A 22,504-nucleotide genomic window follows, 5' to 3' on the forward strand; every position below is an offset into this window, starting at 1 on the left:
GTCACCCTTCCAGCAGGGTGATGCCGGCGGCCAGGGCCAGGGTGAAACTTGCGCCTACCGCCAGCAGATAGGCGGCCTGCGCCGCGCCTTGCCACAGCTTGGCGGGGAAAACCTTAGCAGAATTGTCGGAATTACGCATGCGTGCCTCCTCTGAGCGGGTGTCGTTGAGGAAGAATATCCGAGCGTGCGAGTTTGGTATTTGACTTTGGTTAGGCGAGAATGCGCGAAGGGGGCAGCATCACCGTGATGCTGGTTCCCTTGCCCGGCGCGCTGTTCAGGGCGACGCTGCCGCCATGGGCTTCGACGAAGTGGCGTACGATGGCCAGCCCCAGGCCCGATCCCTGGTGGCGTCGCGACAGGGAGGAATCCGCCTGGTAGAAGGCCTGCCAGACCTTGGCGTGATGCTCGGGGGCGATGCCGATGCCGGTGTCGCTCACCGTCATTTCGATGCCTTCGGGGCGCTGGTGGGCGGCAATGGTCACCGTGCCGGGGCCGGGGGTGAACTTGAGGGCGTTACCGGTCAGGTTGAGCAGGATCTGGCGGATGCGCCTGGGGTCGAGGCGCATGGGCGGCAGAGCAGGGGGAATGTCCACCACCAGATTGACGCCGGTGACGGCGGCCTTGTGCTCCAGCAGGCGGGAGGTGCCGCGGATCAGGTCGGCCAGGTCGGCCTCGTCCTCGTCCAGCTCGGTGCGTCCCGCCTCGATCCGCGACACGTCGAGGATATCCTCGATCAGGGCCTGCAGATGCAGTCCGGCGGAATGGATGAGATCCATGTATTCCAGATAGCGGTTGAGATCCATGGTGCCGACCGCGCCGGCCAGGGCGGCTTCGGAAAAGCCGATCACCGCGTTGAGGGGCGTGCGCAGTTCGTGGCTGACGGTGGCCAGGAACTGGGACTTGGCCCGGTTGGCGGCCTCGGCCTCCTGCTTGGCGGAGATCAGCGCGGCCTCGGCCCATTTGCGTTGGGTGATGTCGCGGCCTTCGGGCACGATGAACAGGATGTTGCCGTCGTGATCGGGCACCGGCTTCAACGAGAAATCCACATAGGCGATGCCGCCGCCGGCGTCCACATGGGTGGTCTCGAAGCGCACGAATTCGCCTTCCGCCGCCCGGCCGATGCCGTCGCGCAGCAGGGCCCGCTCATCGGGCGAGTGCTCCCACCAGGGCGTCTCGGCGAAGTGCATGCCCAGCACCGGCGCGATGGAATCCAGGCCGATGAAGGCCAGCGCCGTGCGGTTGGCGTCCAGCAGCCGGCCGTCGGGGGACAGCAGGCCGATGAATTCGAAGGTGTTCTCGATGATCGCCCGCATTTCCACGTTGACGCGCAGGCTGTCGCGCAGCCGGGTCTCCGCTTCGGGGGCGAGCTCGACCAGAACCTGGCCGCCGGGCAGGGGGGTGTGGGAGGAATCGGGGCCATCCACCCAGTCGGGGCGTGTCCCGACCATGCGGCTTTCCGGAACGCCCAGGGCCCGCGACAGTGTTTCGCCCACATGGGTCAGATTGCCGTCCGGACCAAGGATGGCCAAGGCGCGCGGCGAGTTGGCAAAGGTGCCATGGGCGGCATGTGTCAAAATCGGCGATCCCCATACGACGACCGTCAATTGTCGCATGGGGCGATAAAATCGTGAAACTGAATAAGGTATAATTTAGGGGCGGCGCGGACGGGGCGGGGGCAGGCGTTCCACCACCTCGCCCCAGACGTCGTAATCCTCGGCCGCTTCCACCTCGACGATCACCAGATCGCCCGGCACCAGATCGGTCTCGCCGTTCATGAACACCGCGCCGTCCACTTCGGGGCTGTCGGCCTTGGAGCGGCCGATGGCGCCTTCCTCGTCCACCTCGTCGACGATGACCTCGATGCGGGTGCCTTCTTTGGCGGCGCCGCGCTCGTCGGCGATCTGGCGGGCGGCCTCCATGAAGCGCTGGTGGCGTTCCTCCTTGACGTCCTCGTCCACCTGATCGGCGAAGGCGTTGGACGGCGCGCCCTTGACGTCCTCGTACTTGAAGCAGCCGACCCGGTCCAGCTGGGCGTCCTCCAGCCATTCCAGCAGCGCTTCGAAATCGTCGTCGGTCTCGCCGGGGAAGCCGACGATGAAGGTCGAGCGAAGGGTCAGGTCGGGGCAGGTCTCGCGCCACGAGCGGATACGGCCCAGCACCTTTTCCTGGTTGGCCGGGCGGCGCATGGACTTCAGCACGTTGGGGCTGGCGTGCTGGAACGGGATGTCCAGGTAGGGAAGGATCTTGCCTTCGGCCATCAGCGGAATGATCTCGTCCACATGGGGATAGGGATAGACGTAGTGCATGCGGATCCAGATCCCCAGCTCGCCCAGGGCGCCGGCCAGATCGGTGAGGTGGGCGCGTAACGGTCGGCCGCGCCAGCTGCTTTCCGCATGCTTGAGGTCCAGGCCGTAGGCGCTGGTATCCTGGCTGATGACCAGCAATTCGCGCACCCCCGATTCGGCCAGGCGTTCGGCCTCGCCTAGCACGTCGGCGGCGGAGCGGCTGACCAGCGGGCCGCGGATGTCGGGGATGATGCAGAACGAGCAGCTGTTGTTGCAGCCCTCGGAAATCTTCAGATAGGCATAGTGGTGTGGCGTCAGGTGCAGGCCCTCGGGGGGCACCAGCGACAGCTTGGGGTCGTGCAGCGGCGGCACGGTGGCGTGCACCGCCTCGACCACCGCCTGGTACTGGTGCGGGCCGCTGACCGCCAGCACCGAGGGGTGGGCGCTTCGGATGGCCTTCTCGTCGCCGCCCATGCAGCCGGTGACGATCACCTTGCCGTTCTCGGCGATGGCCTCGCCGATGGCTTCCAGCGATTCGGCCCGCGCCGAGTCCAGGAAGCCGCAGGTGTTGACGATCACCACGTCGGCCCCGTCGTACTCGCCGGTGATGTCGTAGCCCTCGGCCCGAAGCTTGGTCAGGATGCGCTCGGAATCCACCAGGGCCTTGGAGCAGCCGAGGCTGACGATGCCAACCTTGGGATTCGTCTTGGTCATGGGGATCCGCGCTTGTCTTGAGGAATTCGCCGTGACTTAGCGGAAATCCCGGGGGAAAAGCAAGCGTCGCGCCGAATTTTCCATATTTCCTGCAAGGACATTCGTTTCTTAACAGGATTGCGGAAAGAATGCACAATGGGACAGGAAAGGCGCGAAATGTCCGATCTGTCCCAGGCCCTGTCGCTGGCCGTCGATCTTGTCGTCTCCTTCGATCCGCAGGTGCTGGGCATCGTGCGGCTGTCGGTGCTGGTGTCCGGGCTGGCGGTGCTGTTGGCCGCCCTGATCGGCCTGCCGCTGGGGGCCTTGCTGGCGCTGGGGGCGTTTCCCGGGCGCGGCGCGCTGGTGGTGATGCTCAACGCCTTCATGGGATTGCCGCCGGTGGTGGTGGGCCTCGCGGTCTACCTGCTGCTGTCGCGGGCCGGGCCGCTGGGCGATGCCGGATTGCTGTTCACGCCCGCCGCCATGGTGGTGGCCCAGACTCTTCTGGTCCTGCCCATCGTCGCCGCCCTGGCCCGGCAGGTGGTGGCCGATTTGTGGGATGAATACGGCGAGCAGCTGCGCTCGCTGGGCGTGTCGGGTCCGGGACGGATGGCGACCTTGCTGTGGGACGGGCGGTTCAGCCTGGCCACCGCCGTGCTGGCCGGATTCGGCCGCGCCGCGGCGGAAGTGGGCGCGGTGATGATCGTCGGCGGCAACATCAAGGGGGTGACGCGCACCATGACCACCACCATCGCGCTGGAGACCAGCAAGGGCGACCTGCCGCTGGCGCTCGGGCTGGGGCTGATCCTCATCGCCCTGGTGACCGCCGTCAACGCGGCGGTGTTCGTGCTGGGCCAATGGGCGCGGCGGAGGATGGGATGAGGGCGCCCGACACCATACTGCCGCTGGAACTGGATCGGGTCGGTTTCACCGCCGACGGACGGATGCTGCTGGGCGACGTCACCCTGCGGCTGGAGGCGGGGTTGCGCACGGTGATCCTGGGGCCGAACGGGGCGGGCAAGAGCCTGCTGTTGCGCCTGTGCCACGGCCTGCTGGAGCCCAGCGCCGGCACGATCCGCTGGAGCGCCGCCGCCGACGGCGACGCGCTTCGCCGCCGCCAGGCCATGGTGTTCCAGCGCCCGGTGCTGCTGCGTCGTTCGGCCATCGCCAATATCCGCTATGTCCTGGCCCTGCGCGGCGTGCCGTGGAGCCGCCGCCATGCCCAGGCCATGGCGGCGCTGGAGCGCTTCGACCTTGCCCATCTGGCTCCGCGTCCCGCCCGCGTTCTGTCGGGGGGCGAGCAACAGCGCCTGGCCCTGGCCCGGGCCTGGGCGGCGGGGGCGGAGGTGCTGTTCCTGGACGAGCCCACCTCGTCGCTGGACCCGGCCGCCGCCCTGCAGGTGGAGATGGCGGTGCAGGAGTTCCACGCCGCCGGGACCAAGGTGGTGATGACCACCCACGATCTCGGCCAGGCCCGCCGCCTGGCCGACGAGGTGGTGTTCCTGTCCCGTGGCCGTCTGCTGGAACACGCACCGGCGGGGGAATTCTTCAAGGGGCCGAGATCGCCCCAGGCGCGGGCCTTCCTGGCCGGCGAACTGGTCTGCTAACGTAAGGAGCCAATCCATGAAACGTCTGCTGCTTGCCGCCCTTGCGGCGCTTTCGCTCGCCGCGTCTTCCGCCGTGGCCGAGGAGCGCTTCATCACCCTGGCGTCCACCACCTCGACCGAGCAGTCGGGGCTGTTCGGCCATCTGCTGCCGATGTTCAAGGCCGAGACCGGCATCGAGGTCCGGGTGGTGGCGGTCGGCACCGGACAGGCGCTGAAGCTGGGCGAGCGCGGCGATGCCGACGCCCTGCTGGTCCATGACCGGGCCGGCGAGGACAAGTTCGTGGCCGAAGGCTATGGCATCGACCGCCGCGACGTCATGTACAACGACTTCGTGGTGGTGGGCCCGGCCGCCGATCCCGCCGGCATCAAGGGCGGCAAGGACGCCGCCGCCGCCTTCGGCAAGATCGCCGCCGCCAAGGCGCCCTTCGCGTCGCGCGGCGACGATTCCGGCACCCATCGCAGCGAGTTGCGGCTGTGGAAGAAGGTCGGGGTGGACGTCAAGGCCGGCGGCACCTGGTACCGCGAGCTGGGGGCCGGCATGGGGCCGACGCTCAACACGGCGGCCGGAATGAACGCCTATGCCCTGGCCGACCGGGGCACCTGGGCCGGCTTCAAGAACCGTCAGTCGCTGACCATCCTGGTGGAGGGCGACCGCGCCCTGTTCAATCCCTACGGCTCGATTCTGGTCAATCCGGAGAAGCACAGGGGCGTGAAGGCCGCCGACGCCAAGACCTGGCATCAGTGGCTGACCGGCCCCAAGGGCCAGGCCGCCATCGCCTCGTTCAAGATCGACGGCGAGCAGCTGTTCTTCGGCGATGCCAAGTAGAGGGGAGGGGAGCATGAACAGACGAATGTTCCTGGGGGCGGCGATGGGGGCCGTCGGCGCGGCTTCCCTCGCCCAGGCGGCGGAGCCCGCCGAGGTGGTGCTGCTGGCCAGCACCATCGGTCCCATCGACGCCGGCATCGTGCCCGCCTTGGCCAAGGCCTTCCACGCCCGCACCGGCGTGGTGGTGCGCTTCGTCGGCGCCGGCACCGGCGCCACCCTGGAGATGTCCAAGCGGGGCGAGTTCGATCTGGTGATGGTTCACGCCCTGTCGCTGGAAAAGAAGTTCATGGCCGACGGCTTCGGGCTGGACCGCCGCGACGTCATGTACAACGACTTCGTCTTGCTGGGGCCGGCCTCCGACCCGGCCGGCATCAAGGGGATGAGCGATCCCAAGGCGGCGTTGCGCCGCATTGCCGAGGCCCAGGTCCGCTTCGTGACCCGGGGCGACAATTCCGGCACCCATGTGGCGGAAAAGGTCCTGTGGGAGAGGGCCGGGCTGCAGCCCCAGGGCGCCTGGTACGAGGTGTTCGAGAAGGGCGCGAGCGGCAATGGCCCCACCCTTCGCCATGCCGACGAGCGCGGCGCCTACGTGCTGATGGATCGGGCCACCTGGCTGGTGCTGAAGGCCAAGTTGTCGCTGGCGCTGCTGGTGGAGAACCACCCGGACCTGTTCAACTTCATCGCCGTGATCCGCACCAATCCCGAACGCTTCCCCAAGGCCAACGCCGCCGGGGCTCAGCGCTTCGCCGACTGGCTGGTGGGCGACGAGGCGCAAGGGTTGATCGCCGAATACGGGCGTGCCGAATACGGCGCCCCGCTGTTCTTCGCCAATGCCGGGTCGAAGGTGCGGCCGCCGGGTCTGTGACGGGGGGCTTAGAAGCGACAAGGGCGGAATCCCCGCGGCTGGCCGGGGATTCCGCCCTCTTGCACTCTGGTCTTCTACTGGATGCGCTTCAGCAGGACACGGATGTTGGGGTGGTGGTCGAAGGGGTCGCGATACCAGGCGACGTCCTTGATCCGGTACCACTTGCCGCTGCGGGTCCTCAGCGCCTTGCCGATGGTCGGGCAGATGTCCGCTTCGAAGCAGCGGTTGATTTCACTCTTGTCAAATGATTCGTGGATAACGTATCTCATGATGACCCAGCCGTGTTTAAGGTGAACAATTGAGTTTATCCTATATTTCTATTTGGCATATGTCCATGATGGTATTCACAGATAAAATTTTACGTAAATTTTTACTATAAATTTTCCTGCCGCCACGGCAATGCCCCCACGAAATCACGGGGAATCCTCTGTAACGGAAAGTAATTTCGGCACGGCAACGGTTGAAGTTGCTCGGCCGAAGTGTCACCATATTAGGTATGGGCCAAACGCGCGGGCCGTCGTCGCCACGGCGGCCTGCGGACGATGGTTTGGAGAAAAGCGCATGCCTCAGCCCGCTTTTTTTCGCAGAACCTACGACGAGACCATGACCTTGATGGTCGAGGCCCGGAACTATCTGGCCTATGCCGAGCGGCGCGAGCGCGAGCGGGTCGGCGGCATGGTCGGCCTGCGCATGAGCTGCGAGGCCATGCGGGTCACCTCGCGCCTGACCCAGGTGATGGCGTGGCTGATGCTGCAGCGGGCGGTGCATGAGGGCGAGATGGGCGTCGAGGAGACCTTGCGCGACGAATGTCGTCTGTCGGGGGCGGATGTCTGCCTGGACGAAAGCTTCAACTGCGACGAAACTCTGCCCAATCATCTGCGCAGCCTGATGGACCGTTCCTACCGCCTGTACGTCCGGGTGGCGCGGCTGGAGGAGATGCTGGTGCAGCGGGTGCTGCATTAGGCCGGTGCGATCGGGGGATGGGGCAAGATGATGCTGTTGCGGTTTCGCGCCGACCTTCGCCTCGTCGGCGCGTCGGTCATCCTGGCCTTCGTCGTCTGCCATCTCGCCAATCACATGCTTGCCCTGCTGTCGCTGGATGTCGCCCTGGCGGGCCACGACATCCTGATGGAGCCGTGGGAGGGCGCCATCGGCACCGGGCTGCTGCTGACCGCGGGATTGAGCCATTACGCCAACGCCCTTTGGGCGGTGTTTGAGCGCCGCACCCTGCGCATGGGCGAGACCGAGGCCTGGCAATTGGGGCTGGGGCTGTCGATCCCCTTCCTGATGATCGTCCATCTGAGCGGCACCGCCTTGGGCGAGGTGTTCCTGGGCCTCGAGCCCGGCTACCCTTCCGTCCTGCTCAGCCAGTGGGTCCTGAGCCCCTGGAAGGGAGTGGTCCAGGGGATTCTCGTCCTGGTGGTCTGGGGGCACGCCTGTAGCGGCCTGCACCTGCGTTTCGCCGGGCGCCCCTGGTACCAGCGGGCCCGGCCCGGGCTGCTGGCCCTGGCGGCGGTGTTTCCCACCCTGGCCCTGGCCGGCTGGGTCGCCGGCGGCAGCTTCGTCACCCGCGCCGCCGCCGATCCGCAGTGGACGGCCCGGGTGCTGGCCGGGGCCCATATGGGGCCCTCTACGGCGGCCGACACGCTGCGCCTGATGATGATCGGGGCGGGCCTTCACGTCCTGCTGATCGCGCTTCCCTTCGCCGGTCGCGCCATGAGGCTGCTGGGCGGCGGCAAGCGCCCCCAGCTCACCCATTCCAGCGGCCGGGTGATGCGCATGATGCCTGGCGCGTCGGTGCTGGAGACCCTGCAGGATCATGGAATTCCCCATGCCTCGGCCTGCGGCGGCAAGGCGCGCTGCACCACCTGCCGGGTCCGCATCCGCGCCGGGGCCGACCGGTTGCCGCCGCCCGGCCCGCTGGAGGTGGCGGCGCTCACCCGCATCGAGGCCCCGCCCGAGGTCCGGCTGGCCTGCCAGCTGCGTCCCGACCACGATCTCGCGGTTCTGCCGCTGCTGCCGTCCGACGCCGCCGCCGCCGACGGGCGGCTGCACGGCGGCATGGACGGGCGCGAACGCCACGTGGTGGTGATGTTCGTCGACCTGCGTGGCTCGACCACCCTGGGCGAGGCCAAGATGCCCTATGACATGCTGTTCATCCTGCATCGGTTCTTCCAGCAGATGACCCGCGCCCTGGCGGCGACCGGGGGGCATTATTCCAACTTCACCGGCGACGGGCTGATGGCGCTTTACGGGCTGAAGGCGGGAGACGCCGGCAGGGCGGTGCGGGGAGCCCTGGCGGGGGCGCGCCAGATGGTGGCCGGGCTCGAAGCCCTGAACGCCGAACTGGCCATGGAGCTTTCGGCTCCGCTGCGCATGGGCATCGGCATCCATTACGGCGAGGCCATCGTGGGCACCATGGGGCCGCCCGGCGCCCAGATTCTCAGCGCCATCGGCGATACGGTCAACACCACCGCCCGCCTGGAGGGGCTGACCAAGGATCAGGATTGCCTGCTGGTGCTGTCGGCCGCCGCCGCCCTGGCCGGCGGCCTGGACGTCGCCGGCATGCCCCGCCATCAGGTGACGGTGAAGGGGCGCGTCGAGCCGGTGGAGTTCTTCGCGTTCACGGAAATTCCCGGCCGGTAGGGCCGTCTTAGCGCCAGACCACTTCCCACAGCTGGAACTTCTCCTTGAAGCCCTTCAGGGAGTGGGTGCCGCCGTCGATGAAGGTGCCGACCGGCCCGGCCAGCTCCTTGACCGACTGGGTGCAGAGGATCTGGTCGGAATCCGTGGCGGCGCAGACGCGGGCCGAGAGCTGGACGGTGGAGCCGAACAGGTCGTCCTCTTCCTGGATGGGCTCGCCGGCGTTCAGCCCGATGCGCAGATGCAAGGGCAGGTTGGGCTGCTTTTCATTGTGGGCGGTGACCTGGCGCTGGATCTGCACCATGGCCTCCACGGCGTTGGCCGCCGAGGCGAAGGAGGCCATGATGCCATCGCCCGTATGCTTGACCTCGCGCCCGGCGAACTGGGTCAGCGCGGTGCGCACGATGGCGTTGTGCTTGCGCACGATTTCCTGCGCCGCCTGGTCGCCGCGCGCCTGGGTCAGGTCGGTGGAGCCCACCATGTCGGTGAAGACCACGGTCATCAGCCCCGACGCCTTCTTCTCCGTGGCGGGCTTGTTCCAGTCCTTCAGCGAGGACTGGAGCTTGATCATCGGCGTGCCTTCGTCGCCTTCCGCCCAGGATTCCATGGAGGACTTGCCGGCTTCGAACATGCGGGCATAGCGCTGCTCGCCCATGTAGCCCGGCACCTTGTCATAGAAAAGCGCCGCCTGGTCGCCCGGCGTTCCCAGCTTCTCGATGATGGTTTTGAGCAGCTTGCGCTGGCCGGCGGAATCCAGCTTCTGGGCCCGCGCGATGGTCTGGACGGCGCCGGCCATGAACAGGTTGAGGCCGAAGGTGGTGTACTTGTCGGTGCTGGGAGCGACCTGACGGACGATCTCCATGGACTTGTCCACGAAGCGGTCGGCGACCTTTTTGGTGGCCTCCAGGGCCGGGGTGGTGGGGATGGCGTCCACCGCCGCCTCCGCCGCGGACGGTTCCTCGGGCAGGGTGGCCTGGGGCGGCGCCTCTTCCTCCGGCGGCGGGGGAGGCGGTTCCGGCTCGGGGTCGTCGCCCCAGGTCTCGGGGATCATCTCCGCCTCGGCCTTCTTGGCCAGCTTGTTCAGCGACTTCTTCACCGCCTCGGAGGGTTGCGGCCTGGGCGGGGGCGCGGCCACGGAGCCACCGCGGTTGAACTGGATGTTGGCGTTGCGCGGCATGAAGCGCAGGCCCAGCGGCACCGCCGTCATCAGGAACACCAGCCCGAAGACCAGGACCAGCACCTGGCCGTATTCGTCGGGGGTGATGCGGAAGCCGAAATCGTAGAGGACGACGATGGCCGAGGGCACCAGGCGCAGCGCCCCCAACCCCAATCCTGACGCCACCAGCAGAATGACGGTCAGGCGCACGATCATGGCGCCGGCCCCGATGGAGGGACCGCTGGCCCGCGCCCTGGCGGCCTTGGCGGCCTTCTTGGCCGCCGCCGCCTTGGCGGCGCTGCCCGTCTTGCCCGAATCCCTGCCGGAGCCGCCGCCACCGCCGCCCTTGCCGCCGCCGACAGCCGCCCCCTTCTTGGGCTGGACGTTGTGGCCGGACATGTAGACTTCGGCTTCGTCGAAGACGTTGGTGTCGGTGTTGTAGGTTTCGCGCAGCACTTTGGTGCGCACGCCAAGGGTGTTTTCCAACTCCTTGGCCTCGCGGACGGCCTCGTCACGCTCCAGCCGCGGGAAGCGTGCGTGCAGCATCCACCCCCGGCCTTCCATGACGTAAACTTCAAAATGAACGATGATCATGTCCGCCCAATCACCGTCTGGACTCAATTACAATTCGGCCAGGGAGTATCGCAGCTCCCTTATTAAAAATTTGCTCTACCCGCAGAACGTCAAGAAGTCCACTGCAAACACTTTCGGCCGGCATAAAGCCGGCCGATCATGCAGTCTGATAATTTAGCGCAGGCAAACGCCGGATGGCCGAGGCCATTCCGGCATTCCCAATCCCGCTTAGGAATTGGTCGACTTGATGCCGAAGCCTTCGAAGCGCTTCTTGAACTTGGCGAGCTGGCCGGCGGTATCGACCATGCGATGCACGCCGGTCCAGGCCGGGTGCGACTTGGGGTCGATATCCAGGCGCAGGGTGTCGCCAGCCTTACCCAGGGTGGACCGGGTCTTGTACTCGGTGCCGTCCGTCATCACCACGTTGATCTCGTGGTAGTCGGGATGAATGTTGTCCTTCATGGCCTGAAGCTCCGCAAATCGAAGGCGCGTATATAGCCAAAAGCGGGACGGGGTGCAAGCGGTCCTTCACCCTTGGACGGAATTTGGGTTAGCATCCGCTCCCCTCAATCCGGAGAACCCCCATGAGCCTCGATGAAAGCCGCTTCGCCAGCCTCGCCGACCCGCTGCTGGAACGCATCGCCGACGCGGTCGAGGATACCATGGACGACGCCGACGCCGACCTGCATGCGGGCATCCTGACGCTCACCCTGCCGGGCATCGGCCAGTACGTCATCAACAAGCATTCCCCCAACCGGGAAATCTGGCTGTCGTCGCCCAGGAGCGGCGCCCATCATTTCGGCTGGAACGGCGAGCGCTGGGTCTCGACCCGCAATGCCGAGATCGAGCTTCTGGGCCTGCTGCTGGCCGAGATCGGCGTGGCGGTGTGAGGTTGCGGGCGGGACGCCCGCGCTCCGTCGCTTGAAGATCGCTTGGAGCGCGGGCGTCCCGCCCGCTTTTCAGACGGCCTTCACCAGGATGTGGCGCTTCTTGCCGGCGGTCAGCTTGACGGCGCCGTCCTTGAGGTCGGCACTGCCCACCGGCCGGGCCTCGTCCACCGCCTGATCGTTGATCTTGCCGCCGCCGCCCTTCAAGAGGCGACGGGCCTCGCCGTTGGAGGCGGCCAGACCGGCGCGCACGAACAGGGCGAAGGCGGGGATGCCCGCCGCCAGTTCTGCGGCCGGGATTTCGACGGTGGGCAGGTCGGCCGAGGCCACGCCCTGCTCGAAGGTCTGGCGTGCCGTCTCGGCGGCCTGCAATGCGGCGGCTTCGCCGTGGCACAGACGGGTCACCTCGTTGGCCAGGATCTTCTTGGCCTCGTTGATCTCGGCGCCCTGGAGGGCCTCCAGCTTGGCGATCTCGGACAGCGGCAGCTCGGTGTAGAGCTTGAGGAAGCGGCCGACGTCGGCGTCCTCGGTGTTGCGCCAGTACTGCCAGAATTCCCAGGCGCTCAGCATGTCGTCGTTCAGCCACACGGCGCCGTTGACGGTCTTGCCCATCTTGGCGCCCGAGCTGGTGGTCAGCAGCGGGCTGGTCAGGCCGAACAGCTCGGCCTGGTCGCAGCGGCGGCCCAGCTCTACGCCGTTGATGATATTGCCCCACTGGTCCGAACCGCCCATCTGCAGGATGCACTTGTTGCGGCGGAACAGTTCGAGGAAGTCATAGCCTTGCAGCAGCATGTAGTTGAATTCGAGGAAGGTCAGCGGCTGCTCGCGCTCGAGCCGCAGCTTGACCGAATCGAAGGTCAGCATGCGGTTGATGGTGAAGTGGTGGCCGTAATCGCGCAGGAAGTCGATGTAGTTCAGCTTGTCCAGCCAGTCGGCGTTGTTGACCATCATGGCGTCGGTCGCACCCTCGCCGAAGCTGAGGTACTTGGTGAACACCGTCCTGATGCCCGCCATGTTGGTGGCGATGACCGCGTCGGTCAGCATCTTGCGGGCTTCGTCCTTGCCGGTCGGGTCGCCGATGCGGGTGGTGCCGCCGCCCATCAGCACGATGGGCTTGTGGCCGGTCTTCTGCCACCAGCGCAGCAGCATGATCTGCATCAGTCCGCCCACATGCAGCGAGGTGGCGGTGCAGTCGAAGCCGATATAGGCAGCCTGGCACCCCTCGGTCAGGCGCTTGTCCAGCGCTTCCAGGTCGGTACACTGGTGCATGTAGCCGCGCTCGGTGACGATACGCAGGAAATCGGACTTGAGAGAGGTCATGGCGCGCCCGTTCGGCTTGCTGGGAAGAGGCCGCTCGTTTATCACAATTGGGTGAACGCCACAATCGGGGGGACGCAATGCTGGCGCTGGGGCTGATGAGCGGAACCTCGCTGGACGGGGTCGATGTCGCCCTGCTCGACACCGACGGCGCGACCGTGGCCGGCGTGGGGCCGGCCGCCACCGTTCCCTATGGGGCCGAACAGCGTCTGGCCCTGATGGGTGTGCTGGGCGGCGACGGCCCGGTGGCCGAGGTGGAGCGCGAGCTTACCTTGTTCCACGCCCAGGTGGTCCGGGACTTCCTGGCCGAGCACGAAATCCATGCCGCCGATGTGGCGGTGGCCGGCTTTCACGGCCACACCATCCTGCACGCGCCGGCCGAGCGCCGCACCTGGCAGATCGGCGACGGCGCCCTTCTGGCCGCCGAGATCGGCATCCGGGTGGTCAACGACTTCCGCTCCGCCGACGTGGCGGCGGGCGGCCAAGGCGCGCCGCTGGTGCCGGTTTTCCACCGGGCCCTGGCCTCCGGGCTGGAGATGCCCCTGGCGGTGCTCAACCTGGGCGGCGTCGGCAACGTCACCTGGATTTCCGAAAACGGCTCGCTGCTGGCCTTCGACACCGGGCCGGGCAACGCCCTGATCGACGATTGGGCCCTGGCCCATACCGGCAAGCCGGTGGATGTGGACGGTCAGCTGGCGGCTGGCGGACGGGTCAACCGCGATGCGATCGAGGCCTTCCTGCACCATACCTATTTCGACCGTCATCCGCCGAAATCGCTGGACCGCGACGAATTCCACGCCCTGGCCTGGGAACTGGTCAAGGGGGCCTCGGCCGAGGACGGGGCGGCGACGCTGACGGCCTTTACCGCCGCCTCGGTGGCCCTGGCCGCCTACAGCTTTCCCCGGCCGGTCAAGCGCTGGCTGGTCACCGGCGGCGGGCGCCGCAATCCCGAGATGATGAAGTCGCTGACCCGCGCCCTGTCGGCCCCGGTGGAGGCGGTGGAGGCGGTGGGTTGGAACGGCGACGCGCTGGAGGCCCAGGCCTTCGCCTTCCTGGCGGTGCGTTCCCTGGCCGGCATGCCGCTGACCTATCCCCAGACCACCGGCGTGCCCGCCGCCCTGACCGGCGGCCGCCTCCATACCCCGTGAGCGGAGATTTCCCATGCGTCCCATCCTTGCCGCCCTGTGCCTGCTGCCGCTCTTCGCCGCCGGGGCCTGGGCCGATCAGGCGACGGCGATCGCCACCGTGCGCGCCCAGCCCAAGGTGCTGGACGCCTCCATCGACGATCGCGGCAATCTCTACGTGGTGGTGAAGAACGAGACCCTGTCGTGGGAGCAGTACGGCGCCGCCATGTGCCGGCTGGTGCGTCCCCATCAGGCCCGCGTGTTCCAGGCCCACATCATCGACATGACCTCGGTGGGCAAGGGGGCCAAGCCGGCCCAGTGGAAGCGCCTGGCCCAGGTCAATTGCGCGGCCATCAATTAGGGATGCGGCCGGGACGGCCGCGCTCCATGAATGGCCGGTCATCGGAGCGCGGGCATCTTGCCCGCATGGGGTAAAGAAAAACCCCCGCTTTCGCGGGGGGTTCCATGTCAGGACAGGGCGACGGCCAGTTCCGGCTCGGGCGCGGGCGGCGGGGTCGCCGGACGCGCCACCATGGATTCGCCCAGATAGGCGTCCACCATGCCGTCCAGGGCGTCGAGATGGGTGCCGAAGAAGTGGTTGGCCCCCTCGATGGTCTGGTAGCGGACCTTGATGTTGCGCTGGGTGGCCAGCTTGGCCGCCAGCTTGGCCACGGTCGGCTCGGGCACCAGGTCGTCGTTGGTGCCGTGGACGATCAGGCCCGACGACGGACAGGGCGCCAGGAACGAGAAGTCGAAGACGTTGGCCGGCGGCGCCACCGAGACGAAGCCGTCGATCTCGGGGCGGCGCATCAGCAGCTGCATGCCGATCCAGGCGCCGAACGAGAAGCCGCCTACCCAGCAGGCCGAGGCGTTGGCGTTGAAGGACTGCATCCAGTCCAGCGCCGAGGCCGCGTCGGACAGTTCCCCCTGGCCGTTGTCGAATTTGCCCTGGCTGCGGCCGACGCCGCGGAAGTTGAAGCGCAGCGTCGAGAAGCCGCGACGCACGAAGGCGTGATACAGCGCGTAGACCACCTTGTTGTTCATGGTCCCGCCGTGCTGCGGATGGGGATGAAGCAGGAGGGCCAGCGGGGCGTTTGGCGACTTGCCGTGATGGTAACGGCCTTCCAGGCGGCCGTCGGGTCCATTGAAAATCACTTCAGGCATGGCGTGCGTACAGTCTCCCTTGCCCGGCACCCGCTCAAACCTGAGTGGTAGTGTCGGGGAAAATACAACAACAAATTGGATTTTAGCCCGTCAATCTTGACCGGCCTTGTCGGGCATCCTATATTCACCTTCGCTATGTCAGCGCCCGGCTGGGCATTCCCCTGGCGATCGCAAGCGACCGTCGCGACGTACATTAACATATTGCGAGCTATGATTTTCAAGAGCCTTCAAGAAGATATTGCGTCCATTCGCAAGCGTGACCCGGCCGCCCATTCCTGGCTGGAGGTGCTGCTGTGCTATCCCGGCCTGCACGCGGTACTGTTTCACCGCCTGTCCAACTGGTGCTGGCACCATGGGCTGCGGGTGCTGGGGCGCTTCGTCTCGCATGTGGGGAAGATCCTGACGGGCATCGAGATTCATCCGGCCGCCCAACTGGGCGAGCGCTTCTTCATCGACCACGGCACCGGGGTGGTGATCGGCGAGACGGCGGTGATCGGCGCGGACGTGACGCTCTACCACGGCGTGACGCTCGGCGGCACCTCGCTGCACAAGGGCAAGCGCCATCCCACCCTGGAGGACGGGGTGATCGTCGGTTCGGGCGCCCAGGTGCTGGGCCCCATCACGGTGGGTAAGGGAGCGCGCATCGGCGCCAACGCCGTGGTGCTGACCGACGTGCCGCCGGGCGTGACCATGGTGGGCATTCCCGCCCGCATGGTGATGCGCCGCCAGGAAAGCGAGTTCTGCGCCTACGGCCTGCCGGGCGAGGATATGCCCGATCCGGTGGTCCGGGCCATCGATTCGGTCCGCTCGCAGGTTGCGACCCTGATGGAGCGGGTCAAGGAACTGGAGACCGAGCTGCACGGCCACCCGACCCAGGCCTGCGCCCGCTTCTCCCAGCCCGATGGGGCTGAAAAGGGCGAAAAGTCCATTCACATCGAAGCGGTAAACACGCCGGCCAGCGGGACATCAGGCCGGCATCTGGAACGGGAGACCATATCGTGAAGCTCAGCACCAAGGGACGCTATGCCGTGATGGCCATGGTCGATCTCGCCAGCCATTCCGAGGGAAGCCCGGTGGCTCTGGCCGACATCGCCGAGCGGCAGGAAATTTCGCTCTCCTATCTCGAGCAGCTGTTCGGCAAGCTCAGGAAGGGCGGTCTGGTGAAAAGCGTGCGCGGGCCGGGCGGCGGCTATCTTTTGTCGCGAATCCCACAACAGACGCGCATTTCCGACATTATCCTGGCGGTGGACGAGCCGATCCAGACCACGCGGTGCTCGCCCGGTTCGCCGGCCGGCTGCCACAACAACAAGGGCCGCTGCCTGACCCACGACCTGTGGGAAGAGCTGGGCAACCAGATCTATCTCTATCTCAGCTCGGTCTCGCTGGCCGACGTGTGCGAGCGGCGCATCCTGGGCAGCTCGGGCATGTTCCACGGCACCGCCGCCGCGCAATAGGGTCCAAGCGAAAGGACAAGGTGAAGTGAGCAGGGCCGTCTACCTCGACTACAATTCCGGCGCCCCCGTGCGCCCCGAGGTGGCGGCCGCGATGGTCGAGGCGCTGGCCGAGCCCGGCAACCCGTCATCGGTTCATGCCTATGGCCGGGCGGCGCGGGCCAAGGTCGAGGCGGCCCGGCGGCAATTGGCCGGGCTGGTCGACGCCGACCCCGCCGGCATCGTCTTCACCTCGGGCGGCACCGAGGCCAACGCCCTGGCGCTGCGGGGCAGCGGACGCTCCCGCCTGCTGGTGTCGTCCATCGAGCACCCCTCCGTTCTCGATTCGGCGGCCGAGGCCGAACGGGTGCCGGTCACCCCCGACGGCATCATCGATCTGGCTGCCCTGGACGCCTTGCTGGCCGCCAATACCCGTCCCGCCCTGGTGTCGCTGATGCTGGCCAACAACGAGACCGGCATCGTCCAGCCGGTGGCGGAAGCCGCCCGCATCATTCATGCGCGCGGCGCATGGCTTCATTGCGATGTCGCCCAGGCCATGGGGCGCATCAAGGTTTCCCTCGGACAGCTGGGGGCGGATATCCTCACCCTTTCTGCCCACAAGATGGGTGGCCCGGCCGGCGTGGGAGCGCTGATTCTCGCCGAATCCGGCCGGATACTGGCACCGATCTTGCTGGGTGGCGGCCAGGAACGCCGCCGCAGGGCCGGAACGGAGAATGTGGCGGGGATCGTCGGATTAGGGACCGCCGCCCAATTGGCGGGGGATGATTTGGCCGGAGCCGACACCACATGTGGTGTGCGGGTCTTGCGTGACCGTCTGGAAGAGGGCGCCCTGCGCCTGGTTCCCGACGCGGTGGTGATCGGGGCCGGCGCCCCCCGCCTGCCCAACACCTCGTGCCTGGTCCTGCCGGGCGTCGAGGGGCGGACCCAGGTGATGGCGCTGGATCTGGCGGGCGTCGCGGTCAGCGCCGGAGCCGCCTGTTCCTCGGGCAAGGTCGCTCCCAGCCACGTGCTGGCGGCCATGGGCCTGGAGGAGCGGCTCAAGGGGTCGGCCATCCGGGTCAGCCTGGGCTGGTCGAGCCGGCCGGAAGATGTGGACACGTTCCTTGCCGCCTGGGCCGATCTGGCCCGGCACAAGGGATTAAAGGTTTCCGAGGCGGCCTGAGCCGCCTCGCAGGGGACTGAAGGTTTCGGAGGCGGCCTGACGGCCGTCTTGAGCAAAACGACTAAAGGTAAGGGATCTTTGCAAATGACAGCTCTCGGCAAGACGACCCGCCCCAGCCTTCCCCGCGCGCCGGGGGCGCCGGTCTACCTGGACTATCAGGCGACGACGCCCTGCGATCCCCGCGTGGTCGAGGCCATGCTGCCCTGGTTCACCGAGAAGTTCGGCAATCCCCATTCGCGCAACCACCGCTACGGCTGGGAAGCCGAGGAGGCGGTGGAGAAGGCGCGCGAGCAGATCGCCGAGATCATCGGCGCCGATGCCAAGGAGGTGATCTTCACCTCGGGCGCCACCGAGTCCAACAACCTGGCCATCAAGGGCGTCGCCCACTTCTACAAGGACAAGAAGAACCACATCGTCACCGTGGTGACCGAGCACAAATGCGTGCTCGACACCTGTCGCCACCTGGAGCAGGAAGGCTTCTCGGTGACCTATCTGCCGGTGAAGTCCGACGGTCTGGTGGATCTGGCCGAACTGGAGGCCGCCGTCACCGACAAGACCGCCATCGTCTCGGTCATGGCCGTCAACAACGAGATCGGCGTGATCCAGCCCCTGGCCGAGATCGGCGCCATCTGCCGCAAGAAGGGTGCCTTCTTTCATACCGACTGTGCCCAGGCGGTAGGCAAGATCCCGCTGGACGTCAACGCCATGAACATCGACCTGATGAGCATCTCGGGTCACAAGATCTACGGGCCCAAGGGCATCGGCGCGCTGTATGTCCGCCGCCGCCCCCGCGTCCGCCTGGTGCCGCTGATCACCGGCGGCGGCCAGGAGCGCGGCATGCGCTCGGGCACCCTGCCGACCCCCTTGTGCGTCGGCCTGGGCGAGGCCTGCGCCATCGCCAAGGCCGAGATGGGGGCCGAGGCCGAGCGGCTGATGGGCTTGCGCAACCGCCTGCTGGGTGGGTTGAAGCAGCGTCTGCCGGAAATCTACGTCAACGGCGACCTGGACCACCGCATCCCCGGCAACCTGAACATCTCGTTCGCCTTCGTCGAGGGCGAGGGGCTGATGATGGGGGTCAAGGATCTGGCGGTGTCGTCGGGCTCGGCCTGTACCTCGGCCTCGCTCGAGCCCTCCTACGTGCTCCGCGCGCTCGGCGTCGACGTGGAAATGGCCCACACGTCCTTGCGCTTCGGCCTGGGCCGCTTCACCACCGACGAGGACATCGAGTTCGCCATCGACCACATCGTCGAGGCGGTCGAGCATCTGCGCGCCATGAGCCCCCTGTGGGACATGCACCTGGAAGGCATCGACCTCAAGTCCATCGAATGGGCCGAGCACTGAGTTAAATTTCTGCGCAATTCGGTACCGAATTGCCTTAGAATGATTCCGGGCTGAGGCCCGATGGTAAAGTTGGAGAACGGTAATGGCTTACAGCGACAAGGTTATCGACCACTACGAGCACCCCCGCAACGTGGGTGCCCTGGACAAGGACGATTCCGCGGTGGGCACCGGCTTGGTGGGCGCGCCCGCCTGCGGCGACGTGATGAAGCTGCAGATCAAGGTCAGCGCCGAGGGCATCATCGAGGATGCCAAGTTCAAGACCTTCGGCTGCGGCTCGGCCATCGCGTCGAGCTCCCTGGTGACCGAATGGGTCAAGGGCAAGACCCTGGACGAGGCGGCTTCCATCAAGAACACCGACATCGCCCAGGAACTGGCCCTGCCGCCGGTCAAGATCCATTGTTCCGTGCTGGCCGAGGATGCTATCAAGGCCGCCATCGCCGACTACAAGAAGAAGTCGGGCTGAGCGGCGGAACGCGGGTATACGAGAAGAAGGGGAAGATCATGCCTCCTGCTCCCATGACCATCACCGACGCCGCCGCCGAGCGGGTCAAGGCGCTGCTGGCCAAGCGCGGCAAGCCCAGCGTGGGCATCCGCATCGGCGTGCGCTCCAAGGGCTGCTCGGGCATGTCCTATACGCTTGAATATGCCGACGAGAAGTCGCAGTTCGACGAGATTCTCGAGGACAAGGGCGTCACCGTGCTGATCGACCCCAAGGCGACCATGTTCATCCTCGGCACCGAGATGGACTTCGTCGAGGACAAGATGCAGTCGGGCTTCGTCTTCAAGAATCCCAACGAGAAGGGGCGCTGCGGCTGCGGCGAGTCTTTCCACGTTTGAAGTCGGCCACGTTTGAAATCGATCGCTCGAAGAAGAAGGAACCGGAGAGGACGATGAACGCCCCCGCCGCCGCCCAGATCGTTTCCTGTTGGTCCTGCAAGGGGCCGGTGGCGACGCGCGCCCTGTTCTGCTCGGTGTGCGGCGCCGTCCAGGGGCCGGGAACCATCGACCACTTCACCCGTCTCGGCATCCCGCCATCCTTCGACCTGGATCTGGACGCCCTGCAGCGCCAGTATTTCGGCTTTCAGAAGCGTCTGCATCCCGACCGCTTCGCCGCCAAGTCGTCCAGGGAGAAGGCGCTGTCCCAATCCCAGGCCACCGCGCTGAACGAGGCCTACGAGACCCTGAAGGATCCGTTGAAGCGCGCCGCCTATCTGCTGAACCATCTGGGCCATCCGGTGGACCTGACCGCCTGCGGCACCATCAACGACCGCGAGTTGCTGATGGAGCAGATGGAAAAGCGCGAAGCCCTGGCCGAGGCCGCCACGCCCGACGAGATCGCCAAGCTGGCCATGCAGGCCGAATCCGAGGTGATCGCCTGCCAGTGCCACATCTCGGCGGCTATCAACGCCGACAATCTGGAAGAGGCGGGTCATCTGACCATCCGCCTGAAATACCTCGCCAAGCTGGCCGAAGAGGCCCGTGCCAAGAAAACCCGTGCCCTGAGGCTTCCCTAAATGCTGTTGCAGCTTCACGAACCCGGCGAGAGCCCGGCCCCCCACGAATCCGAGCGCGGCCTGGCGGTCGGCATTGACCTGGGCACCACCAATTCGGTGGTGGCGCTGGCCCGCGACGGCGAGACCGAGGTTCTGCGCGATGCCGAGGGCAAGGGCCTGATCCCGTCGGTGGTGTATTACGCCGATGACGGCGAGATCACCGTGGGCTCGGATGCCCGGCGCATGATCCTGGAATCTCCCGACCACGTGGTCAGCTCGGTCAAGCGCCTGATGGGCCGCGGCGCCGAGGATCTGAAGACCCTGGCCGGCACGCTGCCCTACACGCTCGACGTGGCCGCCGAGGGCGGCATGGTGCGCCTCAAGGTGGCGGGGCGCACGCTGACACCGGTGGAGGTCTCCGCCGACATCCTGAAGGCCGTCAAAGCCCGCGCCGAGGAGGCCCAGGGCAAGAGCGTCGATCGCGCCGTGGTCACCGTTCCCGCCTATTTCGACGACGCGGCGCGCACGGCCACCAAGGATGCCGCCCGTCTGGCCGGCCTGGAAGTGCTGCGCCTGGTCAACGAGCCCACGGCGGCCGCCCTGGCCTATGGCCTGGACAACGCCGCCGAAGGGCTTTACGCCGTCTACGATTTGGGCGGCGGCACCTTCGACATCTCCATCCTGCGCATGGAAAAGGGCGTATTCCAGGTGAAGTCCACCGGTGGCGACGCCGCGCTGGGCGGTGACGACATCGATCACGCCATCGCCGAGCGCTTCCTGGCCGAGCGCGCCAAGGAGCATGGCGCCGAGACCATCACGGCGGGCGAGGCCAAGCAGGCCCTGGCCGCCGCCCGCGTCGCCAAGGAATGCCTGTCGGGCCGGGCCAACGGCGACTGGATGATCGAGGTGGACGGCAAGCCGTCCAAGCACGCCATGACCCGTGACGAGCTGGAGGCCCTGGCCCTTCCCTGGGTGGAAAAGACCATGACCATCTGCCGGGGCGTCATCGCCGACGCCGGCATCGAGGTCGCCGACGTCCAGGGCGTGGTGCTGGTGGGCGGCTCGACCCGCATGCCGCTGGTGCGCCGCAAGGTGAGCGAGCTGTTCGGCCGCGAGCCGCTCTCCGACATCAATCCGGACGAGGTGGTGGCGGTCGGCGCCGCCCTGCAGGCCGAGGCGCTGACCATCGGCTCGGACACCCTGCTGCTGGACGTGACGCCGCTGTCGCTCGGCATCGAGACCATGGGCGGCATCGTAGAAAAGGTCATTCCGCGCAACACCCCCATCCCGGTGGCCATGGCCCAGGAATTCACCACCTATCAGGACGGCCAGACCGCCATGGCCATCCACGTGCTCCAGGGCGAGCGCGAGATGGTGGACCAGAACCGTTCGCTGGCCCGCTTCGTGCTGCGCGGCATTCCCAACATGGCCGCCGGTGCGGCCCGCATCCGCGTCACCTTCACGGTGGACGCCGACGGCCTGTTGACCGTCACCGCCTCGGAAGCCACCACCGGAATCGAGCAGCAGGTGGCGGTCAAGCCGTCCTACGGTCTGACCGAGGACGAAATGGCCAACATGCTGCGCGATTCCCTGGTCAACGCCAAGGATGACATGGCGTCGCGCCTGTTCGCCGAGACGGCGGTGGAGGCGCGGCGTTCGGTGCTGGCGGTGCAGGCGGCGCTGAAAGTTGACGCCGACCTCTTGTCTGATGACGAGCGAAAGGGTATCGATGCCGCTATTGCCGCCGTCGATGCCGCCATCGCCGGTGGCGACCGCGACGCCGTGACGGCCGCGTCCGAGGGCCTGGAGGCCGCCACCAAGACCTTCGCCGAACGGCGGATGGACCGTGGCATCCGGGCCGCCCTGGCCGGCATGGCGGTGGAAAAGCTCGACGACGCCCTTAGCGGCGAATAGATA

25 protein-coding genes are annotated in these 22,504 nt (G+C 66.9%); 17 read left to right on the top strand and 8 right to left on the bottom strand.

Features of this window, described 5'->3' with window-relative positions:
• Window position 1 precedes the first annotated feature (1 nt).
• The 3 genes from XM1_RS24515 to rimO all read right to left on the bottom strand — a co-directional run bounded on the left by XM1_RS24515 (window position 2) and on the right by rimO (window position 2,999).
• The gene (locus tag XM1_RS24515) at window positions 2-139 is read right to left on the bottom strand and encodes a hypothetical protein (protein WP_172821903.1); all 138 of its coding nucleotides are present in this window, start codon (window positions 137-139) and stop codon (window positions 2-4) included.
• Window positions 140-209: 70 nt separating this feature from the next.
• Window positions 210-1,574, bottom strand: coding sequence for a cell wall metabolism sensor histidine kinase WalK (locus XM1_RS10255; protein WP_068433226.1), 1,365 nt, complete (start codon window positions 1,572-1,574; stop codon window positions 210-212).
• Between the two features lie 75 nt (window positions 1,575-1,649).
• On the bottom strand, window positions 1,650-2,999 hold the full coding sequence (gene rimO / locus XM1_RS10260; protein ID WP_068433228.1) for a 30S ribosomal protein S12 methylthiotransferase RimO: 1,350 nt from the start codon (window positions 2,997-2,999) through the stop codon (window positions 1,650-1,652).
• Window positions 3,000-3,155: 156 nt separating this feature from the next.
• Between rimO and XM1_RS10265 the strand changes: the two genes are divergently transcribed.
• From XM1_RS10265 to XM1_RS10280, 4 genes are read left to right on the top strand one after another with little or no spacing between them, the layout of a single operon-like run.
• The gene (locus XM1_RS10265; protein ID WP_068433230.1) at window positions 3,156-3,860 is read left to right on the top strand and encodes an ABC transporter permease; all 705 of its coding nucleotides are present in this window, start codon (window positions 3,156-3,158) and stop codon (window positions 3,858-3,860) included.
• A complete protein-coding gene (locus tag XM1_RS10270) occupies window positions 3,857-4,585 on the top strand; it encodes an ATP-binding cassette domain-containing protein (RefSeq protein WP_068433232.1) in 729 nt (242 codons plus the stop codon). Before XM1_RS10265 ends, XM1_RS10270 begins: the two co-directional genes overlap by 4 nt.
• 16 nt (window positions 4,586-4,601) lie before the next feature.
• Window positions 4,602-5,411 carry a substrate-binding domain-containing protein gene (locus XM1_RS10275; protein ID WP_068433234.1) on the top strand — a complete coding sequence of 270 codons (810 nt, stop codon included), beginning with the start codon at window positions 4,602-4,604 and terminating at the stop codon, window positions 5,409-5,411.
• Between the two features lie 13 nt (window positions 5,412-5,424).
• Entirely contained in the window at window positions 5,425-6,276 is an 852-nt protein-coding gene (locus tag XM1_RS10280; protein ID WP_068433236.1) for a substrate-binding domain-containing protein, read from the top strand.
• A 74-nt stretch (window positions 6,277-6,350) separates the two neighbouring features.
• Here the strand turns inward: XM1_RS10280 and XM1_RS10285 are convergent, their stop codons facing one another.
• Window positions 6,351-6,545 (bottom strand): hypothetical protein, encoded by a 195-nt coding sequence (locus tag XM1_RS10285; protein WP_068433238.1) that lies wholly within the window; start codon window positions 6,543-6,545, stop codon window positions 6,351-6,353.
• A gap of 292 nt (window positions 6,546-6,837) precedes the next feature.
• Between XM1_RS10285 and XM1_RS10290 the strand changes: the two genes are divergently transcribed.
• The gene (locus tag XM1_RS10290; RefSeq protein WP_068433240.1) at window positions 6,838-7,239 is read left to right on the top strand and encodes a DUF1465 family protein; all 402 of its coding nucleotides are present in this window, start codon (window positions 6,838-6,840) and stop codon (window positions 7,237-7,239) included.
• A 27-nt stretch (window positions 7,240-7,266) separates the two neighbouring features.
• A complete protein-coding gene (locus tag XM1_RS10295; protein ID WP_068433242.1) occupies window positions 7,267-8,922 on the top strand; it encodes an adenylate/guanylate cyclase domain-containing protein in 1,656 nt (551 codons plus the stop codon).
• 7 nt (window positions 8,923-8,929) lie between these two features.
• On the opposite strand, the gene XM1_RS10300 is transcribed toward XM1_RS10295, so the two are convergent.
• Both XM1_RS10300 and rpmE read right to left on the bottom strand, forming a co-directional pair.
• Window positions 8,930-10,621: an adenylate/guanylate cyclase domain-containing protein gene (locus tag XM1_RS10300; RefSeq protein ID WP_231920767.1), complete on the bottom strand. Its 1,692-nt coding sequence runs from the start codon at window positions 10,619-10,621 to the stop codon at window positions 8,930-8,932.
• 255 nt (window positions 10,622-10,876) lie between these two features.
• A complete protein-coding gene (gene rpmE, locus XM1_RS10305) occupies window positions 10,877-11,110 on the bottom strand; it encodes a 50S ribosomal protein L31 (protein ID WP_068433245.1) in 234 nt (77 codons plus the stop codon).
• Window positions 11,111-11,232: 122 nt separating this feature from the next.
• Here rpmE and cyaY point away from each other — a divergent pair, with 122 nt between their 5' ends.
• Window positions 11,233-11,538, top strand: a complete 306-nt coding sequence (gene cyaY / locus XM1_RS10310; protein ID WP_068433247.1) for an iron donor protein CyaY — start codon at window positions 11,233-11,235, stop codon at window positions 11,536-11,538.
• Between the two features lie 69 nt (window positions 11,539-11,607).
• Here cyaY and tyrS read toward each other — a convergent pair whose 3' ends face one another.
• Window positions 11,608-12,855 (bottom strand): tyrosine--tRNA ligase, encoded by a 1,248-nt coding sequence (gene tyrS / locus XM1_RS10315; protein ID WP_068433249.1) that lies wholly within the window; start codon window positions 12,853-12,855, stop codon window positions 11,608-11,610.
• Between the two features lie 77 nt (window positions 12,856-12,932).
• On the opposite strand from tyrS, the gene XM1_RS10320 reads away from it, so the two are divergent.
• Window positions 12,933-14,000, top strand: a complete 1,068-nt coding sequence (locus tag XM1_RS10320) for an anhydro-N-acetylmuramic acid kinase (RefSeq protein WP_068433250.1) — start codon at window positions 12,933-12,935, stop codon at window positions 13,998-14,000.
• A 13-nt stretch (window positions 14,001-14,013) separates the two neighbouring features.
• A complete protein-coding gene (locus tag XM1_RS10325; protein WP_068433252.1) occupies window positions 14,014-14,337 on the top strand; it encodes a hypothetical protein in 324 nt (107 codons plus the stop codon).
• Window positions 14,338-14,444: 107 nt separating this feature from the next.
• Here the strand turns inward: XM1_RS10325 and XM1_RS10330 are convergent, their stop codons facing one another.
• Window positions 14,445-15,140 carry an alpha/beta hydrolase gene (locus XM1_RS10330; RefSeq protein ID WP_068433254.1) on the bottom strand — a complete coding sequence of 232 codons (696 nt, stop codon included), beginning with the start codon at window positions 15,138-15,140 and terminating at the stop codon, window positions 14,445-14,447.
• A 210-nt stretch (window positions 15,141-15,350) separates the two neighbouring features.
• On the opposite strand from XM1_RS10330, the gene cysE reads away from it, so the two are divergent.
• From cysE to hscA, 8 genes are all read left to right on the top strand, one after another.
• Entirely contained in the window at window positions 15,351-16,142 is a 792-nt protein-coding gene (gene cysE, locus XM1_RS10335) for a serine O-acetyltransferase (protein ID WP_068433256.1), read from the top strand.
• Complete coding sequence (locus tag XM1_RS10340; protein WP_068433258.1) at window positions 16,139-16,594, top strand: Rrf2 family transcriptional regulator; 456 nt, start codon at window positions 16,139-16,141, stop codon at window positions 16,592-16,594. The genes cysE and XM1_RS10340 overlap by 4 nt, the downstream gene beginning before the upstream one ends.
• A 25-nt stretch (window positions 16,595-16,619) precedes the next feature.
• Window positions 16,620-17,753 carry a cysteine desulfurase family protein gene (locus XM1_RS10345; protein WP_068433263.1) on the top strand — a complete coding sequence of 378 codons (1,134 nt, stop codon included), beginning with the start codon at window positions 16,620-16,622 and terminating at the stop codon, window positions 17,751-17,753.
• 84 nt (window positions 17,754-17,837) lie between these two features.
• Entirely contained in the window at window positions 17,838-19,094 is a 1,257-nt protein-coding gene (locus XM1_RS10350; protein ID WP_068433265.1) for an IscS subfamily cysteine desulfurase, read from the top strand.
• Between the two features lie 82 nt (window positions 19,095-19,176).
• Window positions 19,177-19,557 carry a Fe-S cluster assembly scaffold IscU gene (gene iscU / locus XM1_RS10355; protein WP_009867410.1) on the top strand — a complete coding sequence of 127 codons (381 nt, stop codon included), beginning with the start codon at window positions 19,177-19,179 and terminating at the stop codon, window positions 19,555-19,557.
• A gap of 38 nt (window positions 19,558-19,595) precedes the next feature.
• Window positions 19,596-19,931, top strand: a complete 336-nt coding sequence (locus XM1_RS10360) for an iron-sulfur cluster assembly accessory protein (RefSeq protein ID WP_040476647.1) — start codon at window positions 19,596-19,598, stop codon at window positions 19,929-19,931.
• Between the two features lie 53 nt (window positions 19,932-19,984).
• Window positions 19,985-20,608 carry a Fe-S protein assembly co-chaperone HscB gene (gene hscB / locus XM1_RS10365; RefSeq protein ID WP_068433266.1) on the top strand — a complete coding sequence of 208 codons (624 nt, stop codon included), beginning with the start codon at window positions 19,985-19,987 and terminating at the stop codon, window positions 20,606-20,608.
• Entirely contained in the window at window positions 20,609-22,501 is a 1,893-nt protein-coding gene (gene hscA / locus XM1_RS10370; RefSeq protein WP_068433267.1) for a Fe-S protein assembly chaperone HscA, read from the top strand.
• Window positions 22,502-22,504: the final 3 nt, after the last annotated feature.

This window comes from Magnetospirillum sp. XM-1, from assembly GCF_001511835.1.
Classification (GTDB): domain Bacteria; phylum Pseudomonadota; class Alphaproteobacteria; order Rhodospirillales; family Magnetospirillaceae; genus Phaeospirillum.

Bases quoted from the DNA above. Each gene is read 5' to 3' on its own strand.
- XM1_RS10295 (WP_068433242.1), top strand. From the start codon at position 7,267: ATGATGCTGTTGCGGTTTCGCGCCGACCTTCGCCTCGTCGGCGCGTCG.
- hscA (WP_068433267.1), top strand. From the start codon at position 20,609: ATGCTGTTGCAGCTTCACGAACCCGGCGAGAGCCCGGCCCCCCACGAA.
- XM1_RS10350 (WP_068433265.1), top strand. From the start codon at position 17,838: ATGACAGCTCTCGGCAAGACGACCCGCCCCAGCCTTCCCCGCGCGCCG.
- tyrS (WP_068433249.1), bottom strand. From the start codon at position 12,855: ATGACCTCTCTCAAGTCCGATTTCCTGCGTATCGTCACCGAGCGCGGC.
- rpmE (WP_068433245.1), bottom strand. From the start codon at position 11,110: ATGAAGGACAACATTCATCCCGACTACCACGAGATCAACGTGGTGATG.
- XM1_RS10285 (WP_068433238.1), bottom strand. From the start codon at position 6,545: ATGAGATACGTTATCCACGAATCATTTGACAAGAGTGAAATCAACCGC.
- XM1_RS10290 (WP_068433240.1), top strand. From the start codon at position 6,838: ATGCCTCAGCCCGCTTTTTTTCGCAGAACCTACGACGAGACCATGACC.
- hscB (WP_068433266.1), top strand. From the start codon at position 19,985: ATGAACGCCCCCGCCGCCGCCCAGATCGTTTCCTGTTGGTCCTGCAAG.
- XM1_RS24515 (WP_172821903.1), bottom strand. From the start codon at position 139: ATGCGTAATTCCGACAATTCTGCTAAGGTTTTCCCCGCCAAGCTGTGG.
- XM1_RS10270 (WP_068433232.1), top strand. From the start codon at position 3,857: ATGAGGGCGCCCGACACCATACTGCCGCTGGAACTGGATCGGGTCGGT.
- XM1_RS10275 (WP_068433234.1), top strand. From the start codon at position 4,602: ATGAAACGTCTGCTGCTTGCCGCCCTTGCGGCGCTTTCGCTCGCCGCG.
- XM1_RS10320 (WP_068433250.1), top strand. From the start codon at position 12,933: ATGCTGGCGCTGGGGCTGATGAGCGGAACCTCGCTGGACGGGGTCGAT.
- cyaY (WP_068433247.1), top strand. From the start codon at position 11,233: ATGAGCCTCGATGAAAGCCGCTTCGCCAGCCTCGCCGACCCGCTGCTG.
- iscU (WP_009867410.1), top strand. From the start codon at position 19,177: ATGGCTTACAGCGACAAGGTTATCGACCACTACGAGCACCCCCGCAAC.
- XM1_RS10300 (WP_231920767.1), bottom strand. From the start codon at position 10,621: ATGCTGCACGCACGCTTCCCGCGGCTGGAGCGTGACGAGGCCGTCCGC.
- cysE (WP_068433256.1), top strand. From the start codon at position 15,351: ATGATTTTCAAGAGCCTTCAAGAAGATATTGCGTCCATTCGCAAGCGT.
- XM1_RS10360 (WP_040476647.1), top strand. From the start codon at position 19,596: ATGCCTCCTGCTCCCATGACCATCACCGACGCCGCCGCCGAGCGGGTC.
- XM1_RS10325 (WP_068433252.1), top strand. From the start codon at position 14,014: ATGCGTCCCATCCTTGCCGCCCTGTGCCTGCTGCCGCTCTTCGCCGCC.
- XM1_RS10280 (WP_068433236.1), top strand. From the start codon at position 5,425: ATGAACAGACGAATGTTCCTGGGGGCGGCGATGGGGGCCGTCGGCGCG.
- rimO (WP_068433228.1), bottom strand. From the start codon at position 2,999: ATGACCAAGACGAATCCCAAGGTTGGCATCGTCAGCCTCGGCTGCTCC.
- XM1_RS10330 (WP_068433254.1), bottom strand. From the start codon at position 15,140: ATGCCTGAAGTGATTTTCAATGGACCCGACGGCCGCCTGGAAGGCCGT.
- XM1_RS10265 (WP_068433230.1), top strand. From the start codon at position 3,156: ATGTCCGATCTGTCCCAGGCCCTGTCGCTGGCCGTCGATCTTGTCGTC.